The organism is Acidovorax sp. (genome assembly GCF_022763525.1).
Lineage (GTDB): Bacteria > Pseudomonadota > Gammaproteobacteria > Burkholderiales > Burkholderiaceae_C > Acidovorax.
In genome coordinates this window covers 1-3,686 of record NZ_JALEGG010000006.1, presented here as the reverse complement: position 1 = coordinate 3,686, position 3,686 = coordinate 1, and the positions used below count along the sequence as shown (strand labels likewise).

At 67.8% G+C, this 3,686-nt stretch carries 4 protein-coding genes; 2 read left to right on the top strand and 2 right to left on the bottom strand.

From position 1 onward, the window contains the following. On the bottom strand, nucleotides 1–675 hold a 675-nt coding region (locus MRY84_RS00240), incomplete at its 3' end, for a PhnD/SsuA/transferrin family substrate-binding protein (protein ID WP_291503767.1). Between the two features lie 268 nt (nucleotides 676–943). Between MRY84_RS00240 and MRY84_RS00235 the strand changes: the two genes are divergently transcribed. Together MRY84_RS00235 and MRY84_RS00230 are read left to right on the top strand one after the other, a co-directional pair. Beyond that, nucleotides 944–2,152, top strand: coding sequence for a sulfite oxidase (locus MRY84_RS00235; RefSeq protein ID WP_291503766.1), 1,209 nt, complete (start codon nucleotides 944–946; stop codon nucleotides 2,150–2,152). Between the two features lie 143 nt (nucleotides 2,153–2,295). Continuing rightward, entirely contained in the window at nucleotides 2,296–2,604 is a 309-nt protein-coding gene (locus MRY84_RS00230; protein ID WP_291503765.1) for a c-type cytochrome, read from the top strand. A 52-nt stretch (nucleotides 2,605–2,656) separates the two neighbouring features. Here the strand turns inward: MRY84_RS00230 and MRY84_RS00225 are convergent. After that, nucleotides 2,657–3,686: FAD-dependent oxidoreductase (locus tag MRY84_RS00225; protein WP_291503764.1), on the bottom strand; the 1,030-nt coding region annotated here is incomplete at its 5' end.

Below are 3,686 nucleotides of genomic sequence, written 5' to 3'. Positions count from 1 at the left end.
GTCCTTTTTCACGACCACCGAGAAGCCGCCGGGCACGGGCTGCGAAGTGGCCAGCACCCGGGCCGCTCCGGGGTGGTTGGCAGCCCATTGGTTCCAGTCGGCCTCGCGCACCACGGTCGCGTCTGCACTGCCCAATGTGAGCGCTGTCAGCCCTGCCTGCGGATACTTCTCGTACTGCACGGCGCGCAGATCCTGGAAAGACAGGCCCGCCTCGTTGAGCATGCCGCGCGCCATGTAGGTGTAGATGGAGTCCTGTTGCGGCAGGTAGAGCCTCTGGCCTTTCATGTTCGGTACGGAGGCGATCGCCGGGAGCCCCACCAGCAGGTACTTCTCGGACTTCTGGGTCGAGCCCACGAGCTCGTAGCCGCGCTGCAGGGCGGAAGCCGCCACCTGGGCCGGGCCGATGAATATGTCGAAGCCGGCGCTGCGGGTGGCGCGCATCACGTCTGCCAGGTCCTCACTGGTAGCCAGCGTCACCGGCTGTCCCGCCGCCTTGGCCAGCCCGGACTCGGCGGCCGCCCGCAAGATGGTGTGGGCCGCCTTGCGCGCCGTGGGCTCCACGGCCACGATGGCCGTGAGCGTTGTTGGTGTCTGCGCCTGTACCGCTGCGGCCATCAGGCACATCGCCACGGCCGCCAGGCCCCGAGTCCACCTTGCGCGGGAATATGCACTCATGCTTTTCTCTCTCATTTTTAGTCCCTCGTTACAAGGCGCGACTATGCCCATGCTCCATGGCATCTCAGTACCGTTGTTGCAGGAGAGGTCAATCTGTTACGTTTTTTGACATCGCTTCTGCTGTGTGCCGGGGGAAGGTCCGCCCAGAATGCGGACTGCCGGGCGGCCAGCTTTCGGGCACGACCATCCTGGTGTTGCCGCCCCCGCGCGGGAAAGCCGCGCGCTGTTTCTGCCCGCTCGCCCATCCATACCCCCTTGGAGAGATTTCATGAAAGATTCCATGACCCTGCCCCGTCGCCACGTCCTTGCCGGAAGTGCGGCTGCCTTGAGCGCCCTCGGACTGGCGGGATGGACGGGCGCGGCGCGAGCCCAGGCCAGCGCGGCGGTCAAGCCGCTGCCCGCCTACGCTGGCTGGAAGACGACGGATGCGCTGATCGTGCACAGCAGCAACACCCTGGAGACGCGGCGCGCGGCCTTCGGCACCAGCGTCATCACGCCATCCAACCGCCTCTACGTGCGCAACAACCTGCCAGCTCCAGACGCAGCGATCCTGGATAGCCGCGATGCCTGGACCGTCAGCGTCGAAGGCGTGAAGAATCCCCGCACGCTGACCCTGGCCGAATTGCGCACCCTGGGGGTCGAGACCGTAGCCACGGTGCTGCAATGCTCGGGCAATGGGCGCGGATTCTTCCCGAGCAAGCCCAGCGGCACGCCATGGAGCGTGGGCGCCGCCGGCTGCGTGGTGTGGAGCGGCGTGCCGCTGCGCAATGTGGTGGCAGCGCTCGGCGGGGTGGCCGATGGCATGGTCTACCTCACGGGGACGGGCGGGGAGAAGCTCCCCGAGGGCGTGGACCCGCTGTCGGTGCTGGTGGAGCGCTCGGTGCCTGTCAAGGCAATGGAAGACGCATTGCTGGCATGGGAGATGAATGGCGAGCCCTTGTCGCTGGCCCATGGCGGACCGCTGCGGCTGGTGGTGCCGGGCTACCAGGGCGTGAACAACATCAAGTACGTCAAGCGGGTGGCGTTCACGCCGGTGCAGTCGCAGGCGCGCATCATGTCGCACGGCTACCGCATGTCGCCCCCTGGCTCCAAGGCCAGCCCCGACCAGCCCTCGGTGTGGGAAATGGGTGTGAAATCCTGGATCAACGGTCCGCTGGCCGAAAGCGGCCCGCTCAAGCCGGGCCTGGTGCAGGTGCACGGTGTCGCCTTTGGGGGCACGCAGGGCGTCAAGGGGGTGGAGGTGTCGGTGGACGGCGGCAAGACCTGGCGCTCCGCACAGCTCGTGGGGCCTGACCTGGGCCGTTTCGCCTGGCGGCAATTCGTGCTGCCGGTGCAGCTGGAGGCAGGCACCCACACGCTGGCCAGCCGCGCCACCGATGTGGCCGGCAATGTGCAGGCCGAGCAGCGCGAGGAAAACCTTGGTGGCTTCAACAACACCAGCTGGCGCGACCACGCGGTGACCGTGACGGTGGCGTGATGGGGCTTTCCCCCGAGGCATTGCGCACTGCCCCCAGGCGAGGGGAAAGCCGCCGGTGGTCTGTCTGCACCAATTCCACGGCTCGGCAACCAGGCACGGTAATCGAGGCACCCGGCGGGCACGGTGGGGTGAGGGCTCGCAGCTTGGCAGTGGCGTTGCTGCTGCTGTGGTCGGGCGCCAGTGGAGCTGCCGACCCCGCGGAGCTGGCGCGTGGCAAGGAAGTGTTCAGCACGATCCAGCCCGCCTGCGCTGCCTGCCACACGCTGCAGGCGGCAGGTGCCGAGGGGCAGGTGGGCCCCGTGCTCGACGAGCTCAAGCCCGATGCCGCCCGTGTGCTGCGCGCCCTGAAGGCGGGCATCGGTGTCATGCCTTCTTATGCCGAGCGCATGAGCGAGAGCGACATGAAGGCGGTGGCCAGTTTTGTCGCTCACGCGGCGGGCGCGGCCAAATAGCCGCCTGCAGCGGGTTGGCAGCGATCCCTGCGAGCTCGAAACGCGGGGGACCCTATGCCGCCGTGCGGGAGGGCTGCAGCGCCGTCACCCAGGGTCGCCCTTGCAAGCCTTGGAACGCAAAGTCCACCTCGGGCACGCGGCCGCTAACGATGTCGGCAAGGCTCTTGCCCGATCCGCAGGCATGGGTCCAGCCCAGCGTCCCGTGGCCGGTGTTCAGGAACAGGTTGCCGATCCGGGTCTTGCCGATCAGCGGCACGTTGCTGGGGGTGGCGGGGCGCAGGCCTGTCCAGAACTGGGCCTGCGTCGTGTCGCCCGCGCCGGGGAAGAGTTGTTCCACCCGGCGCACGATGGCTTCGCAGCGCACCGGATTGAGGTTGCGGTCGTAACCGTTGAGTTCGGCCGTGCCGGCCACGCGAAGCACATCCCGGCCTTGGAGCCGATCGCCATCGCTTTCGCTGGTGTAGCGCGAAAACACGAGCTTGAACTCGTCGTCCGTCAGGCTCACCTGGTGCGCCTTCGACGCGTCCTTGACCGGCAGCGTGACCGAGTAGCCTTTGGCCGGGTAAATGGGCAGGTGGATGCCCAGCGGCTGCGCCAGCAGCGGGCTGAAGGATCCCATGGCCAGCACGAAGGCGTCGCCGCGCACGCGTTCGAAACGCCCCTCGGCGTTGGTCACCTCGACATGGTCGATCTGCCCGGCCACCTCGCGCAGCGCGGTAATGTGGTGGCCCATGCGGAAGTGCACGCCGGCGGCCTCGCACCGCTGGGCGAGTTCGCGCGTGAACCGGTTGGCGTCACCCGATTCATCTTCGGCCGTGAACGTGGCGCCAGCCAGCTGCGGGCGGATGTGGGCCAGGGCCGGCTCGATGCGCACGGCCTCGTCGGCGCTGATCACCTGGCGCTCGCAGCCCAGGGCGCGCATCTGCTCGGCCGGCGCGAGCGCTCCGTCAAATTCCTTTTGGTTCGTATAGAAGTGCAGGATGCCCTGCGTGCGCTGGTCGTACTGGATGCCGGTGGCTGCGCGCAGCTGCTGCAGGGTGTCGCGGCTGTAGGTGCCCAGGTTGACGATCTGCTCGATGTTG